The organism is Singulisphaera photorubra, assembly GCF_045290345.1.
Lineage (GTDB): Bacteria > Planctomycetota > Planctomycetia > Isosphaerales > Isosphaeraceae > Singulisphaera.
Genome location: NZ_CP155447.1, coordinates 10,423,869 through 10,443,396, shown reverse-complemented (window position 1 = coordinate 10,443,396; position 19,528 = coordinate 10,423,869). Strand labels below are relative to the sequence as shown.

General features: G+C 61.3%; 15 protein-coding genes. 7 read left to right on the top strand and 8 right to left on the bottom strand.

Going from position 1 to position 19,528, the window contains the following annotated elements; all coding sequences use genetic code 11:
* Window positions 1-21: 21 nt before the first annotated feature.
* The 3 genes from V5E97_RS38990 to rpoN all read left to right on the top strand — a co-directional run bounded on the left by V5E97_RS38990 (window position 22) and on the right by rpoN (window position 2,644).
* The gene (locus tag V5E97_RS38990) at window positions 22-375 is read left to right on the top strand and encodes a YbaB/EbfC family nucleoid-associated protein (RefSeq protein ID WP_406696944.1); all 354 of its coding nucleotides are present in this window, start codon (window positions 22-24) and stop codon (window positions 373-375) included.
* Window positions 376-378: 3 nt separating this feature from the next.
* A complete protein-coding gene (gene recR, locus V5E97_RS38985; RefSeq protein ID WP_406696943.1) occupies window positions 379-984 on the top strand; it encodes a recombination mediator RecR in 606 nt (201 codons plus the stop codon).
* A 217-nt stretch (window positions 985-1,201) separates the two neighbouring features.
* Window positions 1,202-2,644, top strand: coding sequence for an RNA polymerase factor sigma-54 (gene rpoN / locus V5E97_RS38980; RefSeq protein ID WP_406696942.1), 1,443 nt, complete (start codon window positions 1,202-1,204; stop codon window positions 2,642-2,644).
* A 192-nt stretch (window positions 2,645-2,836) separates the two neighbouring features.
* Here rpoN and V5E97_RS38975 read toward each other — a convergent pair whose 3' ends face one another.
* From V5E97_RS38975 to V5E97_RS38965, 3 genes are all read right to left on the bottom strand, one after another.
* The gene (locus tag V5E97_RS38975; RefSeq protein ID WP_406696941.1) at window positions 2,837-4,288 is read right to left on the bottom strand and encodes a DUF1501 domain-containing protein; all 1,452 of its coding nucleotides are present in this window, start codon (window positions 4,286-4,288) and stop codon (window positions 2,837-2,839) included.
* Between the two features lie 260 nt (window positions 4,289-4,548).
* Complete coding sequence (locus tag V5E97_RS38970; protein ID WP_406696939.1) at window positions 4,549-6,051, bottom strand: sigma-54-dependent transcriptional regulator; 1,503 nt, start codon at window positions 6,049-6,051, stop codon at window positions 4,549-4,551.
* 449 nt (window positions 6,052-6,500) lie between these two features.
* Window positions 6,501-7,397 (bottom strand): tyrosine recombinase XerC, encoded by an 897-nt coding sequence (locus V5E97_RS38965; protein WP_406696938.1) that lies wholly within the window; start codon window positions 7,395-7,397, stop codon window positions 6,501-6,503.
* A 545-nt stretch (window positions 7,398-7,942) separates the two neighbouring features.
* On the opposite strand from V5E97_RS38965, the gene V5E97_RS38960 reads away from it, so the two are divergent.
* Together V5E97_RS38960 and V5E97_RS38955 are read left to right on the top strand one after the other, a co-directional pair.
* The gene (locus V5E97_RS38960; RefSeq protein WP_406696937.1) at window positions 7,943-8,401 is read left to right on the top strand and encodes an acyl-CoA thioesterase; all 459 of its coding nucleotides are present in this window, start codon (window positions 7,943-7,945) and stop codon (window positions 8,399-8,401) included.
* 188 nt (window positions 8,402-8,589) lie between these two features.
* Window positions 8,590-10,557, top strand: coding sequence for an RNA polymerase sigma factor (locus V5E97_RS38955; RefSeq protein ID WP_406696936.1), 1,968 nt, complete (start codon window positions 8,590-8,592; stop codon window positions 10,555-10,557).
* A 93-nt stretch (window positions 10,558-10,650) separates the two neighbouring features.
* On the opposite strand, the gene V5E97_RS38950 is transcribed toward V5E97_RS38955, so the two are convergent.
* The 4 genes from V5E97_RS38950 to V5E97_RS38935 all read right to left on the bottom strand — a co-directional run bounded on the left by V5E97_RS38950 (window position 10,651) and on the right by V5E97_RS38935 (window position 15,705).
* Window positions 10,651-12,351 carry an ATP-binding protein gene (locus V5E97_RS38950; protein WP_406696935.1) on the bottom strand — a complete coding sequence of 567 codons (1,701 nt, stop codon included), beginning with the start codon at window positions 12,349-12,351 and terminating at the stop codon, window positions 10,651-10,653.
* 193 nt (window positions 12,352-12,544) lie between these two features.
* A complete protein-coding gene (locus tag V5E97_RS38945) occupies window positions 12,545-13,495 on the bottom strand; it encodes a DUF6263 family protein (RefSeq protein WP_406696934.1) in 951 nt (316 codons plus the stop codon).
* Window positions 13,496-13,649: 154 nt separating this feature from the next.
* Window positions 13,650-14,765 carry an OmpA family protein gene (locus V5E97_RS38940; protein ID WP_406696933.1) on the bottom strand — a complete coding sequence of 372 codons (1,116 nt, stop codon included), beginning with the start codon at window positions 14,763-14,765 and terminating at the stop codon, window positions 13,650-13,652.
* A gap of 157 nt (window positions 14,766-14,922) precedes the next feature.
* Window positions 14,923-15,705 (bottom strand): MlaE family ABC transporter permease, encoded by a 783-nt coding sequence (locus V5E97_RS38935; protein ID WP_406696932.1) that lies wholly within the window; start codon window positions 15,703-15,705, stop codon window positions 14,923-14,925.
* A gap of 516 nt (window positions 15,706-16,221) precedes the next feature.
* Between V5E97_RS38935 and V5E97_RS38930 the strand changes: the two genes are divergently transcribed.
* Window positions 16,222-17,025, top strand: a complete 804-nt coding sequence (locus tag V5E97_RS38930; protein ID WP_406696931.1) for a choice-of-anchor E domain-containing protein — start codon at window positions 16,222-16,224, stop codon at window positions 17,023-17,025.
* A 328-nt stretch (window positions 17,026-17,353) separates the two neighbouring features.
* A complete protein-coding gene (locus V5E97_RS38925; RefSeq protein WP_406696930.1) occupies window positions 17,354-18,880 on the top strand; it encodes a choice-of-anchor E domain-containing protein in 1,527 nt (508 codons plus the stop codon).
* Between the two features lie 123 nt (window positions 18,881-19,003).
* Here V5E97_RS38925 and V5E97_RS38920 read toward each other — a convergent pair whose 3' ends face one another.
* On the bottom strand, window positions 19,004-19,450 hold the full coding sequence (locus V5E97_RS38920; protein ID WP_406696929.1) for a protein tyrosine phosphatase: 447 nt from the start codon (window positions 19,448-19,450) through the stop codon (window positions 19,004-19,006).
* Window positions 19,451-19,528 lie beyond the last annotated feature (78 nt).

Genomic DNA, 19,528 nt, shown 5'->3' with positions numbered 1-19,528 from the left:
AACCAATGAAGAAGGTTTGTCGTGTTCAATAATTTAGGCAACCTCGCTGACATGATGCGGAATGCCGGGAAGATCCGGGAATCCGTCGAGAAGGCCACTGAGTCCCTTGGTCAGCTTCACGTCGAAGGAACGGCCGGCGGCGGGGTGGTTACGGCGAAGGCAAACGGTCGACTCGAGTTGATCTCGGTGCGAATCGACCCGAAACTTCTGGCCGATGGCGATGCCGAACTCCTGGAGGACCTGGTGGCGGCCGCCGTAAACCAGGCGCTGACGAAGGCTCGCGAGGCGGCCGCGCAGTCGCTCTCGTCGCTCGCGGGGGGCTTTCCGATCCCTGGGTTGGCGGGTCTGCTGGGCGGTGGCGGAGGAGGAGCCTGAGCCATGGCGGGTTACTCGGGCACGGTAGATCGGCTGATCGATGCGTTCGGCCGCTTGCCGGGCGTGGGGGCGAAGACCGCCGAACGGCTGGCTCACCACCTTCTCAAGTGCCCCGCCGAAGAGGCGCTGGCTCTGGCCGACGCCATTCGAGATGTCCGCGATCGGGTCCGGCACTGCCAGACCTGCTTCCACCTGACCGAAGCGGAACATCCGCTCTGTGGGATCTGCCGCGACCCGAGACGCGACGCGTCGATCGTCTGCGTCGTCGAACAACCGCGGGATCTGCTCGCCCTGGAGAAAGCGGGCACGTTCCGAGGGGTGTACCACGTGCTTCTCGGCCGGCTCGCGCCTTTGCAGGGGATGGGCCCTGACCAGTTGACCCTTCCCGCGCTCGAGGCACGCGTGCGCTCCGGGACGATTCAGGAGTTGATCATGGCGACCAACCCGAATCTCGAAGGCGACGGTACCGCGCTTCTGGTGGCGAGTCGCCTGGCCGACACCGGTGTCCCGATCACTCGTCTGGCCCGAGGCCTCGCCTCGGGGAGCGTCCTGGAATTCGCCAATAAAGAAATGCTGGCCGACGCGATCAATGGGCGCCAACGATTTTGAGGAGTTTTTGCAATATTTCAGGGTGATAGTGGGAACGACGAGAAGATGGCATTATAATTGCTATGACTGAGGCCGTGAAATGGGATGGTAGGGCCACTGAGTCGCGGCGGCCTCGGGTCAGGCTGCTCTAGGGCTCTTGTCTGCCAGGAAGTGGCCATCGCGACGTCGTTGCCGGGATCGCCCAATATTCCTCTCTTCCACGACGGAAAGCAGGACCATGCGTCTCGATACTTCCCAGCAGATGCGTACCGATATGCGCCTCCGCATGGCGCCTCGCATGATCCAGTCGATGGAAATCCTCCAGCTGCCTCTGATGGCTTTGCAGGAGCGAATTGACCAGGAATTGAGCGAGAACCCGGTCCTCGTCGACCTGAGAGAAACCCCCGCTCCTGAGTCGGACACTGGTGAAGAGGCTCCCGCCGCTCCCGAGGAGCCCACCACGACCGAGTTCGAGGCCGACGGTGGCATGGATGGCCAGGATGACTGGTCAGAGCCGTTTGGCGAGACGCACCGGCTCAGCCGGGCCGCGATGAGTGAAGAGGCCGATCGCAAACATGATGCGATGCAGAACATGGCCTCACGGCCCCGCTCGCTTCATGACGACCTCGACGATCAGCTGGGATTCCTCGACCCCGAGCCCACGGTCCGTGCCCTGGCTCAGTACATTATTTTCAACCTGGATGAGAACGGGTATCTGAACCACGATCTCAACGAGGTCCTGCGTGACTACGGTGGCGATGCCACGATGGCGCAGGCCGAAGAGGCGTTGGGCCTGGTTCAGAAGCTTGACCCGCTTGGTGTCGGTGCCCGAAATCTGCGGGAATGCTTGCTCCTCCAACTCAACCAGGACATTCCCTCACGCGAGATCCTCCAGGTTTTGATCTCGAACCACCTCGATGATCTCCAGCAGAACCGGCTCCCCGCGATCGAGAAGAAGACCGGGATCGCGATCGACGACATCAAGGAGGCGATGGAACATCTCCGTCGGCTCAACCCCCGGCCAGGCGCTCGTTTTGCTCCCGAGAGTACCCAGTACGTTGTTCCCGACCTGATCGTCGAGGCCAACGAGCAGGGCGAATACGAGGTCCGGCTTGTCGACGAGCACACGCCCCAGCTCTCGATCTCGCGTTACTATCAGATGCAACTCAAGAACAAGGCCACCGACGCCGCGGCCCGCGAGTTCATCCAAAAGCGGATCCAGTCGGCTCGTTGGCTGATCGAATCAATTGAGCAGCGGCGAAACACGCTACTCAAGGTCGCTCGGGCGATCATTGACCACCAGAAGGATTTCCTCGACAAAGGGCCTGAGTTCATCGAGCCCTTGAAGATGCAACAGATCGCCGATCGGGTCCATGTTCACGTGACAACGGTGAGTCGGGCCGTCGACGACAAGTGGGTGCAGACTCCCCGAGGTATTTTCGCGCTCAAACGATTCTTCGGAGGCGGTACGACCACGGCCGACGGCGAGGAAGTCGCGTGGGACACGATCAAGCAGAAGCTGCTCGAAATCATCGCCAAGGAAGACAAGCAGAACCCGCTCTCCGACGAAGAGATCGTTGAGGAACTGAGTCGGCATGGCTTCCCGGTGGCGCGTCGTACCGTGACCAAGTATCGGCGGACCCTGCGAATTCCCTCGAGCCGTCAGCGCAAGCAATTCTGACGCAGCGGTCGAGGCGGGCTCGACCCTCACTTTGGGACGCCGCTTCGATCGGTAAGGGGACGCAAGCTCCCTGGCGATTTCCTTGGTGGGACGTGCCCACTCTCCGAAAAAATAACGACCTGTTCACGAAACGTGAACAGGTCGTTACTTTTTTTTTGTGCTCAGGGGAGCGGCGGACGTCGCGCCAATCGATCAGGCGATGATGTCGTTGATGACCTTGCCGTGCACGTCGGTCAGGCGGAAGTCTCGTCCGGCGTAGCGGTAAGTGAAGGTCTCGTGGTCGAAGCCAAGGAGTCGGAGAATGGTGGCGTGGAGGTCGTGAACGTGGACCTTGTTCTCGACCGCCTGAAATCCGAACTCGTCGGTCGCGCCGTGGATGTGTCCCCCTTTGACGCCTCCACCGGCCATCCACATGGTGAATCCATAGTGGTTGTGGTCTCGGCCGTTCATCTTCCCTTGGTTCGCGCCCGCGGTGGGGAGCTCGACGGTGGGAGTGCGGCCGAATTCGCCTCCCCAGATCACGAGCGTGTCTTCCAGCATTCCGCGCTGCTTGAGATCTTTTAGAAGTGCGGCGATCGGCTGGTCGCACTGTTTGGCAAGGTTGGCGTGCTGGACCCCGATGTCGTCGTGGCTATCCCAGGGTTGGCCCTCGCCGTGCCAGAGCTGCACGTAACGGACGCCGCGTTCGAGCAGCCGCCGGGCGATCAGGATCTGCCTCGCCTGCACACCGGGGCCGTACATCTCGCGAATCGACTCGGGCTCCTGGCTGACGTCGAACGCGTCCCCGGCCTCGGTCTGCATCCGGAAGGCCAGCTCGAAGGACTGGATTCGAGCCTCGAGATCGGCCTCGCGCTGGCGACGCTCCATGTGTTCGCGATTCAGGGTCTGGAGCAATTCGAGCTGGGCGTGCTGGGCATGGTGCGAGACATGCCGATTCTTGATATGGCGAATCAGTTTTTCGATGTCGGTGTGTTGGCTGTCGATGTAGGTCCCCTGAAACACCCCTGGCAAGAAAGCGGCCTGCCAGTTCTGGGACTCGGCGATCGGGTAGCCTCCGGGGCACATGACGAGATAGCCCGGCAGGTTCTGATTCTCGGAGCCAAGCCCATAGAGCACCCAGGACCCCACGCTGGGCCGCGCCTGACGCGCGTCGCCGCAGTTCATGAGCATCAAGGACGGTTCGTGGTTGGGGACGTCGGCATGCATTGACCGGATCACACAGATATCGTCGATGCATTCGGCGGTTCGGGCGAACAGGTCTGAGACCTCGATGCCACTCTGACCGTACTTGCGGAACTTGAACGGAGAGGCGAACGCCGCGCCGGTCTTCCGTTCAGTGGGGAGGAGTGACGGGAGCGCCTTCCCGGCCTGCTTGGTCAAGGCGGGCTTGGGGTCGAAGGTGTCGACGTGCGACGGCCCGCCGTTCATGAACAAGTGGATGACGCGCTTGGCCTTCGGCGCAAACTGAGGGGCTCGAGGAGCCAGGGGCGTCAGCGATTCCGCCGCGCGAGCCGACGGTGCCAGAAGACCCTCTTCGGCGAAGAGCGCGCTTAATGCCAGCGCACCAAATCCGGTTCCCGCCCGGCGGAGGGCCTCTCGGCGCGTCAGGCTACCAACTTCGTTTCCAAAATAATGAGCAGGCATGGGAGGGCGACCTCGGCGGGATGATCGTTGGTTCCGATTCGGTCTGGCGGGTTCGTTTCCATTCTACCAGACAACCCCTCTGTTTCGGGAGTGCAACCCCCTCGGTGCGATCGATCAAACGACAGATTCGGATTCCGGGGCCGAAACACTCCCCTGTCGAAATCTCCCCCCAAAAAAAAACAAGGCCCACCGAAATCGCTTTCGGCGGGCCTTGTTTTGAGTTGTGGAGAGGTGAGGTCTCACGAATCCAGTTGAAAATGTCAATTCACCCAGATTGGTCCGTCCACCAGAAGCCCGTATTTTTTCATCTTCTTGTAGAGAGTTGTTCGATTGATGTCGAGGACTCGCGCGGTCTCCTGGCGATTCCAGTTCAAGGCCTGAAGTGCCTGGATGATGATTCGCTTCTCGGGTTCTTCGAGGGCTTCCTTCAGGGGCCGGATGCTCATGGAGTGATGAGGCCGAGGCGCCATCGACGAGGGGCGAAGAATCCGCGGATTGCCCAGGCTGGGCGAAAGGTGTCCGGAGGTGATCCGGCTCCCTTGGCTGAGGACCACCCCGCGCTGGATGACCCCTTCCAGCTCACGCACGTTGCCGGGCCAGTCATACTTATTAAGGCAGTCAAGCGCGTCGCGAGTGAAGCCCACAACGTTCTTGTTGAACTCCTGAGCGAAACGAGCCCGAAAGTATTCGGCGAGCTGTTCGATATCGGTACCGCGATGACGGAGCGGTGGGAGTTTCAGGCAGATGACGCTAATGCGGTGGTAGAGATCCTGGCGGAACTTCCCCTGTTCGACGAGTCCGACTAGGTTCTCGCTGGTGGACATGAGGAAGCGCACATCTGGTTGACCGTTGTGGTTCGAGTTCATCGACTCGAACTCGCGATCTTGGAGCACGCGAAGGAGTTGCAGCCTGAGGTCATCGGGAAGTTCGGAAACTTCGTTGAGGAACAGCGTGCCCGCCTGCGCCTGGGCAAGTTTGCTCCGCCACTCGTGGTCGCCCTGACCGTTGGACGCGCCGGGGATGGAGGCCATCGGGTCGTGGTCGGCCCAGGTCTCGCCTCGCGCGGTGCAATCGAAGTTGATAAACGGCTTGTCGCCTCGCGAGCCCATATTGTGCAGGGTCCGCGCCAGGAGCGATTTGCCGGTGCCGGGCTCGCCGACGATCAGTACCGGAGAGCGCATCGGGGCGATCGACGCCGCCAGCTCGATGGCTTGCCGCAGACTGGGATCGTTGCCGACAATTCCCCAATCCTTGGCCAATTGCTCCGCTCGGTGGTAGGCCGCCGGGGCGGGCGAATAATTCTGCGGGTTGGCGGTGGGTTGAGGGGCGCTGGGGGTTGTCGCCGCTGGCTTGGGCAGAGCGGCGGCCGCGGCTACCGCCGCGCTGGCTTGAGCGGCTGCGACGGGGCCGAGCGCCTGTGTGACGGCGGCCCGCAACTCCGTGGCCGGCACCGGGAATTTCAAGACGGCGAGCGCCCCGAGTCGAAGCGCTTCCTTGGTTCGCTCTGGATTGGAATCCGGGAACATCAGGATGACCGGAATCTGCCGATGCTTGCGCCGCATGTAAGCGAGCAATTCGAGCGCCTCGATATCCGAGGGATCGACGCCAGCGATCATGAGGTCAACGCCGCCTCGCTCCATCAGGCGGACCGCCATCCGATCATTGGCGGCTTCGTCGATTTCGTGGCCCATTGACATCAGCATCGACGACAAGAGGGCCAGGGTTGACGGCTCGGGATGTACAATCAACAGCCGAGTTTTCATTGGGTCATTCTCTCGCCATATGCGCCCGCATGGGGATACGAACTCGGTGCGTCATCCTTGAGAAAATGAAGTGCAACGACTTCGGTAACTCGAACGGCCATCGTTCGAGAAGGGCTGACGAATGGCAGATTGGCAGCCCGTACTTATTGTCGTTCCCCTCCCGGGAACGACCTCCACCTACTAGCAACGTCGCTCTGACTTAACGTCTAAGTCATGGATGCAAGACCGTCAAACAAAGCCGCGGTACACTACGTGAGGATACGATCGAGGTTGGTTTCCAGTTCGAAAACTTGCGGCTTTGGTGAATCCAAAGAAATCTTCGACCGTCAATGTTCCCCTCTCAAAGACTTCAATTTCGGATGAAAAAAAGGAACGCCGACTTCGTTGCCAATCTTAAAAAGGTGAACTATGTTATGCAACCGCGAACAGCCTAAAACGGGATAAAGAAGTTAAATTCCTCCTCGAGCACGTGGGTGCGCGTTCTTGTAGGTATCGAGCATTCTTTCTTCGGTGACATGTGTGTAAATCTGGGTTGTTGTCAAATTTCGATGGCCGAGCAATTCCTGGACGCTCCGCAGGTCGGCCCCCCGATCGAGCAGGTGGGTGGCGAAACTGTGGCGGAGCGTATGCGGGCTGGCGGATGGGTCAAGCCCGTGGCCGATGAGGTGGGTCTCGAGCAGACGCCCGACGCTCCGCGTCGTCAGTCGTTCGCCATATCGATTGAGATAGACGGCCTGCTCCCCTACCGCCTTCGGTTGGCGGACTTGCAGCCAGTTCGTGATCCAGGTCGCGGACATCCGACCGATCGGGCAGAGCCGTTCGCGCTTGCCCTTGCCGCGGACCCGGAGCAGTTCCTGCTCGAGGTCGATGTCATCGAGGTTCAAGCCGACCAGTTCACCGACGCGCAAACCGCCGCCATACAGGGTCTCGAACATGCTTCGGTCGCGGATGCCGAGAGGCGTATCGGTGGCGATCGAATCGAGCAACTGGATGATCTCCTCGATTCGGAGGAGGCGAGGAAGTCGCTTTGGCTGTTTCGGATTCCGGAGCGCTTCGGTGGGGTTCGACGTGATCACCCCGCGCCGCCTCTGAAATCGGTAGAACGAGCGTAAACTCGCCAGTCGGCGAGCGATCGTGCTGGCCGCGTAGTCGCGGCCGTTGAGCCAGGCCGAGTAGCGTCGCAGCCGCCGTCCGTCGACGGCGATCGGGTCAGCCTCTCCCCCGTTCCCTTCGCTCAGAAACTGGCAGAACAGGACAAGATCGTCCTCATAGCACCTGAGTGTGTGCTCTGACGAGTTTCGTTCCGTCTTCAGATGCTCCAGGAACTGGACGATACTCGGATGCATCTTCTCACTCCCTGCCAGTCGGGGGTCCACTCTGGTCCTCTGACACCTATCTCGGCGTCTCGATCGGGGGCACGACAGCAGATCCTCGAAGTTGTCGAGCGCTGCCTCGGTGTAATCGATCGGAGCGTCGATTCGTGTCTGACTCCCAGCAATGCAGATTGAACCCCACATCTATTCTTTAGAACGCGTCGAGCCAATTGGCCAGGAAAGTAATCTTAAAGGTTTACTTAGGCTTCGAGTGGGATGGTTTTAGCGTTTCATGTCAGGTTGGGTCAGCTTGCCAGGCGGAATTTCTGGAGGGTTTCGGATTTCCTTCGCCGGCCCAATTTTGAAAAGCCACCCCTCGATTTTTTTCGAAGGGGGGCGACTCGTCTTGGCGAGCGCGGGACCCCGACTCGGCAACCACGTGTCTCAATCCGTTCCGGTCGGTCTTGCACCCTTGATCGCGCGGTTGCGACCCTGAGGCCCGCGCGTTAGCTTTTCAAAGGTGTGGCGCATTCGTGCTCGCCGCTTCTGCCCATTCCCGTCATAGGCTCGATCCTCTTATGGCACGCTCGCTTGACGACGAGACATTGACTCATCGCCTGATCTTGCCGCGAGATGCCAACCACCACGGAACGCTCTACGCGGGAGTCCTTCTTTCGCTGGCCCTGGAGGCCGCCTACTCCACGGCGTATCGCGCGGCGGGATTGAACGCGAATCTCGTCTTGAAACGAGTCCTCGACGTGCGTTGTTTCGAACCCGTGCCGATCGGCAGAGTGGTCGAGATCCGCGGGGCGGAGATCCATCGGGCTCGTGCCCAGGTCGTTGTGGCGGTTTATGGGTCGCCGCTTGCCGACCGTCACTCCCCCTGGATGGACGGCCTGATGCAGTTCGTACAAGTCGACCACGCCGGCCGCCCCGAGCCGCTGGAGCAGGAACCGACGGCAGAGCCGCTCGAACTTGTTGCTCCGTGGTTCGCGCTCCGCGAACGAGCGATGCGGCTGCTCGCCATCCGGCAATAGGAACGATCGAGGTCGAAGCCTCCTCCACTCGATCCTGTTTCACGCAGGTTCACCATCACCACGTACTTGGACGCCCGCTGAGGAGTGGCTCACAGAGCGCCCGCGATAAATCTTTTTTTTGAGATTTCCGTATCGGCTTCAGCTCTCTCGCACAGTACCAGGGTGACCGGTTCACGAGAGGGGCAACCATGGCGAGCAGGCCGCTAGGAGCCACGATCCGACGGATCGAGCGGCTCTTTCATTTCGGTAGTGTCGCGGGAATGAGCGAGATCCAATTGCTCGAGCGGTTCGTGCGGCAGCACGATGATGCCGCGTTCGAGGCCTTGGTGGCGCGTCATGGCCCGATGGTCATGGGGGTCTGCCGCCAGTGGCTTCGCGACCCCAGCGACGTCGAGGACGCGTTCCAGGCAACCTTCTTGGTACTTGTCAGGAAGGCGGGTTCACTGCGCGACCGTGCACTTCTCGGGAATTGGCTCTACGGGGTCGCGTATCGGGTGGCCTTACGGGCGCGGGCCGAGGCGGCCAGACGGCGGTCTCGTGAGAAGGGAGGAGTGGACGATCGAGCCGATCCACAGGAACCAGGTTCCCAGGAACGACATCCGTGGCTTCATGAAGAGGTGAACCGACTTCCCGAGAAGTATCGAGCTCCGATCGTGCTCTGCTACCTGGAGGGGCGAACCCACGAGGAGGCCGCCGAACAGCTTTGCTGGCCGGTCGGAACCGTCAAGGGGCGTCTCTCGCGGGCCCGCGACCTCCTGCGGACACGCCTCAGCCGCCGAGGCCTTGCGCCTTCGGCCGGCCTCCTCACCGCCGCGCTCTCCCGGGACGCCTCGGCGGCGGTCCCGGTGACGCTCATCGAGTCCACTGGCCAGGCCGCGAGCAGCCTCGCGGTCGCCAATGGGGTGGCTGCCGGCCTGGTTTCGGGCCAGGTCGCCGCCTTGATGGAAGGAGTTTGCCGTACCATGTTCCTGAGCAAGCTGAAAGTGATCACCGCGACGTTGGCCGTCGCCGGACTCCTCACCGCCAGCGCGGGGGGGATTGCCCGCCAGGTCTCGGGGGAGGGAGACGCAGGGACTGAGCAGGAACCCGCCGCAACCGGGACTTCCGACCCCGGGAAAAGTGCCGGCCCTCGTGACGATGCTCGAATCCGCCTTGAGCTAGCTCAGAAGGCGCTCGACTCGATTGCCGAGCTTCGAAAACAGGGGCATGGGGACCCCGGCGATGAATATCTATGGTCTCGGCGTCTTCTGGAAGCCGTCGCGCAGGTGAGCGACAACAAGGATGATCGAGTTGCCGCGGCCAAGGCTCATCTCTCCCGGATGAAGAACGCCTTGGACCATGTGATTATTCAGGAAAAAGCCGGGTTGTCGCCGATGATCAACTCGCTCGAAGTTCAGTTCCGTTACCAAGAGGCAGCAAAAGGCGTGCGGGACGCGGAGGCCGAACTCGGACGGGGCGTCGCTCGGGTTGACCACACTCCTGACGCCAGGGTCGGCCAGACGTCCGCTCCGGCGAAGGCGCCAGGTGCTGTGCTCACCGAGAGGTTCGCGTCCGCAGTGGTTTCGGGGGATGACGTCCGCCCGGTCGCCCCGGTCGTATTTCCTCCAGGCATGATGAGGCCGCCGACACCTCGAACGTCGCCCACGCCGGAAGTTTTCGTTGGAGCTGGAGCCCACGTGGCTGCGTCGGATGAAGGGGGAGGACTCAGCCCCGACGTCGCTGCGGAGAAGCGGAGAATCCTTCTCTTTATTGCTCAGAAGGCCCGGCTCGTCGCTGCCCGGGACTCTTCTCCCCAAACGAAAGTCATTCTGAAGAAGCTTGAGGACCCCATCTCCATGGGTTTCGGCCAAGAGTCGTCGCTGAAGGATGTGCTGAAGTATATCAAGAGCGCAACGACCGGCGAAAATGATCAGGGGATCGCGATCTACGTGGACCCGAGAGGGCTGAACGATGTGGATGCGACGCTAGAGTCGACCGTGTCACTGGATCTGGAGGGAGTCCCGCTCAAAACCACCTTGAGGCTGTTGCTCAAACAACTGGGCCTCGCTTATTGCGTGAGGGATGGGCTTCTGATCATTAGCTCGCCGGAGGGAATCCACCAAGAACTGGAAGAAGCCGAGAGCATCCAGGAGGAGGATCGCGGGACGGCCCAGTAGCGGATGGAGTTGTTGCCTCCCGACGAGGTGGACTGTGAACGTGCGGAGGATCCTTCGATAGACCGATCGCCCGAGGACTGGTCTCAGGTCGGGTCAACCGGTGAGCACCGGCCCTTCGGAGGATCCGCCGGAATCGCCCCGTTTCGTCGGGAGGTCGATCACAAAGGTTGACCCCTGTCCCACTTTCGAGGTGACGACGATCTTGCCGCCGTGCTCGCGGATAATCTTCTGCGAGACGGGGAGTCCCAGGCCAGTCCCGCGCGATCCCTTGCTCGAGGAAAAGACCTGGAAGATCGAGGCAAGGTCTTCTTCATCGATCCCAATCCCGTTGTCCGCGATGGTGATCCGGGCGGTCGAGCTATCGGGATCGCAGACGGTCTTGACGACGACGCGGGGAGTTGTGACGCCTTCGGAGGCGTCGATGGCGTTGGTCAGGATATTGAGGATCGCCCGATGGATTCCGTCGGCGTCGATCAGGACCTGGTCGAGGTTCGCGCCCGGCTCCCACTGCAATTCGACTCCAAGCTCCTTGGCCCGCGACTGCATCAACTCGACGACGTCGGTGATGGTCTCGTTGAGGTCGTTTGGTTCGAGCGCGGGCTCGCGGTCCTTGGAGAACGAGAGCATGTCCATGACCATGTTGTAGATCTTGCCCTGGTTCTTCTCGACGATGGTCCAGCCGCGTCGGACGATGGCGTCGTCCTTCTCGTTCAGGCCCATGTCGATCAAGTAGCTCCCGCCCCGGATCCCCTGGAGGATGTTCTTGATGTGGTGTGAGAGCGTGGCGATGGTCTGACCGACCGCAGCGAGCCGCTCGGCCTGGATCTTGTCGTTATAGAAGAGGGTGTTCTCGATCGCCAGGCCGGCCTGGTGGCCGATCGCGGCCATGAGCATCAGGTGGTCCTGGGAGAATCGACTGCGGACGCCCTCGCGGGTGAACGTCGTCGGCATGAAGCCGCTGGCCGCGCGGATGTCGGCGTAGAGAACCCCCAGGGTCGCATGCCGCCCTTGCACGGGGACGCAGATGGCCTCGCGAATACCATAGTCGACGATCGACTGGGCGGGACCGAACCGCTTATCCCCGGGGGCGTCCGAGGTAATGACCCCCTGCCCTTGCTCGAGGACGTGCTCGACGATCGTCCGGGAGATAGTCATCCGCTCATCGGGCTCGGCCGGCCCGCGCCAGCGGACGGCCTTGGGGACGAGCTGCCCGTTATCATCCTTCAAGAGGATCGCCCCTCGATCGGCGCTGATCGACTCGAAAACGAGCTCGAGGATCTGCGGCAGGAGGGCGTCGATCTCCATGACGTGGCTGATCGCCTGCGTCGTGCGGTACATGACCGACAGGTTGAGCAAGCGATCCTTGAGCCAGCCGCCGGTGATGTCGGGCGCCTGGAGGACGCGCGAGCCTTCCCCGGCCGGGATGCTCTTGAGGATCGCCGAGCGATCGTCGGGGCTGGTGCGGCTCAGGACGTCGACCCGCGCAGTCAAGTCGCGCTCGGGTCCAACGCCTTCGTTAAAAAGCATGACAGTTTGGCCGAGCTGAAGCCGGTCGCCCGAACGGAGGGGCGCCTGGTCAATCGGCTGGCCATTGACGAACGTGCCGTTGGCCGAGCCCAGGTCGATGATTCGGTAAGAATCATCGACGGGTCGGACTTCGGCATGGCGTCGGGAAACCTCGGTGTCGTGGAGCCGGATCGGATTCGACTGATCTCGCCCCATTGCCATGGGTTTGGATTTCAGTTCGAATCGCTTACCCTGGTCGGCCCCTTGGATGACGAACAAGGAGGCCACGGAGGTATCCTCTCCTCGGCTCGGGGGCGTCGTCGCAAAGGCTCGTCCTCTTTCCCAAGGCTAATCGACCACGGGGCGAGCGTCAACCTGTTCCCCGAACCGGTTCTTCGCTTGTCGAGCGATTAAGGGAGGCTGGCGGCCCTCGGGAAGCGTCGTCGAAGGGCTCGACCTTGGGATATTCCAACAGCTTGGCTCACTTCTCGAGTGGCTCACGTTGGCCCGAGATATCCAGGGTCAGGTCGAGGGTCGTGGGGAGTTCCTTGTCGTTGGCCGTCAGCGTGAGGTTCCCTTTGATCCGGGTGACCATCGTGCTCTCGATTTTTTCGCCGGCCTCGCGGTCGAACAGGATCGTCCCCTCGGAGGACTCCACCTTGAGGTCGCTCTTGGTCGCCTTCAGCGGCGAGGCCGACTTCGGATCCATTGCGTAAACCACAGTCAGGGCACGAACGCCGATCTTGTCGAGCGTCTTGCCGTTCTTCTCGACCGTTCCCAGGTACTCAAAGCGTTTGCGGAGCGTCAAACTTTGATCATAGCCGAGGTCCATGATCTCGGTCGCTTCCCAAGGCTCTCCCTGGCGGGCGAGTACGTCGGGCAAATTCCCGTTTTCCTGCTCGAAGGCCTGCTTGATCTTCTCGGCATTGATTCGCCCTCGGAGCACCGCCGCGGCTTTCGGGTCGAGACCATCGAGCTTGGCGTCAAACGTCTCCGTCCCCTCGACGAACTTGACCTTGTCCTTGGCGTCGAGCACGACCGAGTAACTGACTCCGACGAGTGCCTTGAAGACATCGCCAAGAAAGGCCACCTGGGCATTCTCGATTTTCCCGTTGGGATCGGCCGAGTCGAACGTCACGTTGATTCCTCCCGGAAGCGACAGTTGCGTGCGGATCGACTCGATCTTATGAGTCATCGGCAGCGTTCCATCTGCGTTCCGTTTGCCGATGATCGAACTCGTGACAACCGACTCTTCGGCCTCGGTCTCCACGTCCATGCCCATGATACTCAGGATCTGATGCGTCTTTGCGGTGGTCTTGAAGGTTGACTTCCTCCCTTCGGGAAACTTGTATTCGAGCTTAACTTGGGCCTGTGCGGCAGGAACCGCGGTGAGGAAAATCGCCAGCGTTGCAAGCCAGGTGCGACGAAGCATGAGAACCTCCTGGGAAGACCCGGCGGCTCGACGCAAACCATCGCGCGGGCCGCATCAGGTTGATGAAAAGCCATTGACAGTTGTCGGATTTGTGGAGCATACAGGCTCCCCGGTTGAGATACAACCGCGTGCCGTTGGCGAAATCGATACGTTCTCAGGTCTGAGGTGTGAAGAGGATGATCTCGACGCGGCGCGGGGGTTGGTTGCCGGCAATCTCGGTGAGTGGGCTCGGGACCTGGCCACCGAAGCCGACCGCGGCCACTTTTCGGCTGCCGAACCAACCGGTGGACTGAATCGCGTGTTTCTCGACGAGGTATCTCCGGACGGCATCGGCCTGTTCCTGGGTCAGGATCTGGGCCAGTTCCTGGTCGCGATCCCTGTCGGTGAAGGCGGCAATGACGACTTCCGACGAGGGACGGCGGACGGATTTGAACCAACCGGCGATCCCGTCGAGCCTCGTGCGGCCCTGGCTGGTCAGGACGGCCCGACCGGGTTCGAAGAGGTCCGCCTCGTGGATGACCTGGCTCTCTCGCTCTGCTCCGGGATGGTAGAGCACGCGGTCTCTGTCGAAGAAGGAGCGATCGTTGAAGTAGCGAGAGAGCGGCCAGGTGCGCTTCAGGGCCGCCAGGTTCTCCTCGACGTCGTTTAGGGTCCGTTCGCCACGAGAGGAGAGTGCGAGGAGCTTCTGGTAGGCTTCTTCGTCTTGAACGAACTTGCCGAGGCTCCCCTCCCCTTTGCGGATCGTGGCGGCAATCAGGTTGATCTCGCCCAGGCCTTGCGCAGCGGCCTCGGCCACCGCGTCCACGCGGCCGAGTGATTTTCGTGCTTCCTGGAGCAGGTCGTTCATCTCGAGCGGGCGCTCGGCGGCGATCAGGCCGGTTGCGGGAAGGGGCGGCGCATCGGGCCGGCCTGGTGCGATCTCGATGACCTTGGAGCCGACCACTCCCTCGGTCACGATCCGCGCGATCGCGTCGGACCGGACGAGCGGCCTGAGCCGTTCATCGAGCCGTAAGACGAGATGGACGGGTTGCCCTGGCGCCCGTGGAGGGACGGCATCCTCCACCACGCCAGCGTCGATTCCCTGGATCCGAACGCGTTGTCCTACACCGAGGCCGCCGATTGTGGCGAAGTCGACGTGGACGCGGAAGGTCTTCTGGATGCGCCATTGTCGGCTGGCCACCTGGGCCATGCCGAATCCGGCCAGGGTCAGAATCGCCAAGGCGAACCCGGCGTTGGCCAGCGCCCGCCACCGCCCAATCTCTCGATTCATGGCTGGACCTCGACTCGGCACGGTAAAAAGACCGGTTCGATCCCGTGAACTGGTTCATTCGAGCGAACTCGAGCAACCCATTATTCTAGGCAGAGTGCTCTGAAAAGGCGACCAACCGCGATCCGCTCAATTCATTCTTTTAAGAAGAATTTCTGTTTTAATTCGTCCATCCGAACACGCTCGTCATCGCCTGGATCCAGGGCACCATTGCCACGTTGGCGACGAAGACGGCGAGCATGGCCCGCACCACTCCTGTGGTCGCGGCGCGCCCGACCGACTCGGTCGAACGGTTGGCGTTCAAGCCCGTCCAGCAACCCACCAGGCCGATCAGCAGGCCGAACACCGAGGTCTTGAGCGTCGCCGGGATCACGTCACAGAGCCGCAGGTAAAGGAGTGATTTGTGCCAGAACAGGCTGGCTGAGAGTGTCCCTCCCACCGCCTCCGCCCCCATCCCGCCGAGCACGGCCGCCGCGTCGATGAGGACTGTGAGAAATGGGACAGCCAGGGCGCAGGCGATCGCTCGCGGCGCGACCAAGGTGGGGATCGGCAAGGCACCCAGCACCGCGCGGGCCTCGACCTCCTCGGTCAACCGCATCGACCCCAATTCGGCCGCCAGGCCGGCTCCCATTCGCCCGGCCACCAGAAGGCCCGCGAGCATGGGCCCCAGTTCGACCAACACCGCGGGCGTCAGGAAGCTGGGCAGAGTCGCCTCGATCCCGTAGGTCGCCAGTTGCCGGTGGGTCTGAAGCCAGGTCACCAGTCCCACGCTGACCCCGGCGACCACGATGATCGGCAAGCTTCCCCATGCGACTCGTTCGAACTGGCGGATCACGTCGCCCGCGCGGTGGATCAGGGCGCCCGGCATCGCCCCAATCACCTGGAATGCAAAGTCGACAAACCGTCCCAGATGCTCCAGTCGATCGAGGATCCCTCCGGCCATGTCCGTCCTCGTTTAATCTCTTTGGGACGCGAAGAAGACGCTCCGGTCGCTCTTGGTATGTGTTCGTTGTGGCTCTGGGAATCTTCTGCCACGCCCGCCATGAAAGTCGGGTCGACAGCGGGTTCAGGCCGGGGATCCCTTCGTCGGTTGGGCGGGCGACGTTGCTCGAGGTGCCCGCCTCTGTCCTTCCCAGACAGCGCGAGGTGCCGGCTGTTGCAATATTAAGACTCAAGGGCCTGATTTTCGGTCCATCCTTGATACTCGAATTATCGCTCTTTCATTCGTGAGCTAAGATCGCGATCGAAAAAGAGGCTGGCCTTGATCCCAACGGCCTGATTGAGACGTACGGGGCCGCCTCGATCTTCGGCCTCGAGCCGTCGGAGGGGGCGATCCTGGTCCCGAGTTCACGCTCCTTCGAATCATATGCGTCTTCCTCGTGGGAATTATGTGGAATTTGAGCCAGTCGAAGTCTTGAGGCCAGAAACTCAGGTATACTGGCCGTGAAGGAGTGTTCTGATGCGAGTGAGAGCAAGCGGTTTTGGGTTTATTTGCTTAGCTGTGTCGTTACTGGGCGGCTTGAGTGTGCAGGCCGCGGTCACGCCCGTGCAGACCCAGTCGATCGCTCCGGCCTACGCCATCTGGGGGCCGAATACCACGTTTCAGGGGCAGGACCCACTGGTCTTCAGCAAGTTCGACCCAGGGCTTGGTACGTTGCAGTCGGTCAACATTAGCGTTTCCTACTCGTTCTCGCACAAAGTTTCGATGACCTTTGGGGACTCCTCGGACCGGCAGACCATCTCGTTGACCTCAGCGTTGCCGCAGACTCCGACGGTCGGACCGACGATCACCTTGAATGGTCCCGCCAATGGTCCGCTTTCGACCTTGCTAACGGCAACGGCTCCGGTGGTCACTTACACGAGGTCGTACGGCAGTCCTGGAGAGAACCTGCCCCAGTCGTTCTCAAATAATCCGAATCAATTTTCGCCGGGATCGCCGTTCTTCCTGACACCGGATGGTATGCCGGATAACCTGACCAGCACGTTCACAGGGACCCAGACGCTCGCGATCACCGATCCCTCGCAGGTGGCACTGTTTCAGGGGTCGGGGACATTGGGACTTCCTGCCAGCGCAAACTTCGGGGCGACGGTCACGGGGACCGGCAACAACTACGCGGGCTACCTCGTGACGTATGCGGGAATTACGGTCAGCCTGTCTTATACCTACGCCGTTCCTGAGCCTCCCAGCGCTGCATTGCTCGGTCTGGGAACCGGCGGATTGGTCCTGCTCGGCCGACTGCGTCGTCGCCGGCCGTCGCGGTAACCCGGTTCGCCGACGTGGGCTCCTGCAGAGCCGAGAGTTCGAAGCCTCCCGTTTTCGGAATGAAGTCACCGTTTGACTCCTGGTAAGGCGGTCAGCGCAGCGAATCGACAGGGGTTCTCCTCAAGGGTCGAGAAGTTCGCTCACCTACTCGCTCACCTCCGCTTCGGGCGGGGCTTTTTATGCGGGGCGGTTGGTGGTGGTGTCGAGATCACCACCAACCGTAGCTCGTTCGACTTCCACAAGGAGGCCGCTTCTCAACGGGCGACTCCTTTTTTTTTCGATATCATTCGGTCGCTGGCTCGGTTCAGGGACCAAAGGGGCCATTGTCATGAGTACCTTCGGCGGCAATTCGGTGGGTTTTCTCTCGCGGCCCATTCTTAGAGAAAGCGATCGGTCACGCTTCACCGCGGGGAAAAAGAGTCGGCCTGCCGTCGAGGAACTCGATAGGTTGGTGCTGCTGAGTGTCGGCTGCCCGGAGATTAGTGGTTTCGTTTATCTGGACGTGAACAACACCGTCGCGTTGACGAACAACGGCCACCTTGATCCTGGTGAGCAACCGATCGCGGGCGCTCAGGTCTTGTTGTATGACGCGAATAACAAATTGGTCGCGTCGACGACCACGGACATTTTCGGGGCCTACTCGTTCGACGGCCTGTCCAACACGGATAACCCGACCGTGTCGACGACCCCGCAGGTACTTTCGCTGGGGTCGACGCCGACTCCGTTTACGGATCGTTCGTACACTCCCACTTCATTTAACTTGTTCGACCCGTCACTCGGTACCTTGACGTCGGTGAGCATCTCGAGTTCGGCGACGTTGAATAGCAGCATCGTTGCGGAGAATCCCGCCCCGATTCCCATTGCGATTACAGCGACCCTCAACGGGAGCTACCAGATCAATGGATTGCTCGAGCCGATCGTGAATTCAGGGACGACGACGGCGGGCCCTGTTCTCGTTCAGGCCGACGACCCCTTGAATCCGACGGCAAACGATCTTCCCTTCAACCTGAGCGTTTCCAATCCGTCCACCACTCAGGTCTTGACCTCTCCCGCCGCCCTGCAGTTTTTCACTTCCGGGGCGGGGCGTACAACGATTTCGCCCACCGTGTCGGCCACAGCCGACGTGCTCGTCACGGGCACGGGAGTGCAATTTACGAACATCACCCGGGCGCAAGCCGCCACGATGATCATCACCTACAATTACATTCCCAAGGTTTGCATCCCCAACGGCCAATACACGATCGTCCAGAATCCCAATCCGGATCAGTTGATCAACGGCAAGACCTCACAGCCGCCCGACTCGGTCTACCCCGCTCCGCCGACCGGTCAGCTTCAAATGCTCCAGGTGACGGTCAACGATGTTGATCTCCCGCACAACGACTTCGCCAAGCTCCCTCCTGGTTTCGTTGGCAATGAAGTCTGCCCGACGCCGGGAACCATTGTTCGTTACGGCTTGCATCACCAGCAGACTCAGCTGGTCCTCAGCTTTGTCGGCACCGTGGACCCGGTCCGGGCGAATAACCCCGCCAACTATTCGGTCACGACGGCCAACGGCCAGCACATCCGGATCAACTCGGCGACGTTCAACCCCGTCACGAACACCGTGACCTTGATTCCGGCACGGCACCTCAACGTCCACCACCGGTACGACCTCTCGGTCTCGCTTCCCTGCAACACCGGATGTGGCGACACGGTGGTGGTCGCCTTCGGTGGCCGGAAGAGTCTTGGCGGGTTCCAGAACCATCGCGGTCAGTTCGTCCCGGTGGTTAACGGCGTGCTCCCCCGCGGCGGGCAAGGGGCGAGAGTGCTCGCCCACGCTCGTGCTCAGGCCAGGGCGGCTCGGGGTCGCGGTTGATTCGTACCGTTTGATGAGCCGGCAAACTGACAAGGGTTCCGACCTCCTCTCCGGTGAGGTCGGAACCCTTGTCATTTTTTGCGTCGACAGTTCGGCTCGGCCCGTTCCCGAGGGCTTGGTGGCTCAATGGCGAATCAGGCATCCGACTTCGAGTAACTCGTGAGGCAGCTTGGTAATCTCGTTCCAGAAGCCGGGCGAGACGTCACTGGGATGGTGGTAGGTGACGCTTTTCAGGCACTCCTCCAGAGACTCGTGGTTCACCAACGCGAGGGCTGCCGCCACGATCGCGGGGGACCGGCTCATCCCCCCTGAGCAGCACACCAGCGTCGGGATGCCCGACTCGATCAGGCTGGCCACCGTCCGGATGGCGAGGACCAGCAGCTCCGGAGGGTTGCCAACACCGTCGTGGAGCGGGAACCGGCAGGAGATCAAATTGCGGATGGAAGGCAGGGCCGGCTCCTCCATCGCGAGCTCGATCACCGCCTCAATGCCAGCGTCGAATATGGGCGGGAAGTTATGCCCCTCGCCGCCATGACCGATCCAGAGCGGATAAGACTGAATCTGGTTCATCGCGCCCTCCTGGTCAACGGAACAAGGAACCGTCAGGATCCTGCATTTTGGGCTCTCATTTCAGTGTAATGAAGGCAA